The sequence below is a fragment of the Salmonella sp. SAL04196 genome, from assembly GCF_046550835.1.
Lineage (GTDB): Bacteria > Pseudomonadota > Gammaproteobacteria > Enterobacterales > Enterobacteriaceae > Salmonella > Salmonella enterica.
The window spans coordinates 1-562 of the sequence record NZ_JBGDXE010000021.1 but is presented as its reverse complement, the minus strand read 5'-3'; the positions used below and the strand labels follow the sequence as shown (position 1 = coordinate 562).

The window sequence follows — 562 nt, the reverse complement described above, 5'->3', positions numbered from 1 at the left end:
GCTCCCACTGCTTGTACGTACACGGTTTCAGGTTCTTTTTCACTCCCCTCGCCGGGGTTCTTTTCGCCTTTCCCTCACGGTACTGGTTCACTATCGGTCAGTCAGGAGTATTTAGCCTTGGAGGATGGTCCCCCCATATTCAGACAGGATACCACGTGTCCCGCCCTACTCATCGAGCTCACAGCACATGCGCTTTTGTGTACGGGGCTGTCACCCTGTATCGCGCGCCTTTCCAGACGCTTCCACTAACACACATGCTGATTCAGGCTCTGGGCTCCTCCCCGTTCGCTCGCCGCTACTGGGGGAATCTCGGTTGATTTCTTTTCCTCGGGGTACTTAGATGTTTCAGTTCCCCCGGTTCGCCTCATTAACCTATGGATTCAGTTAATGATAGTGTGACGAGTCACACTGGGTTTCCCCATTCGGGTATCGCCGGTTATAACGGTTCATATCACCTTACCGGCGCTTATCGCAGATTAGCACGCCCTTCATCGCCTCTGACTGCCAGGGCATCCACCGTGTACGCTTAGTCGCTTAACCTCACAACCCGAAGATGTTTCTT

At 53.6% G+C, this 562-nt stretch carries 1 rRNA gene; it reads right to left on the bottom strand.

Annotated elements, in window-relative coordinates:
• A 23S ribosomal RNA gene (locus ACLJPE_RS23155) occupies positions 1-540 on the bottom strand; the annotation flags it as partial.
• Positions 541-562 lie beyond the last annotated feature (22 nt).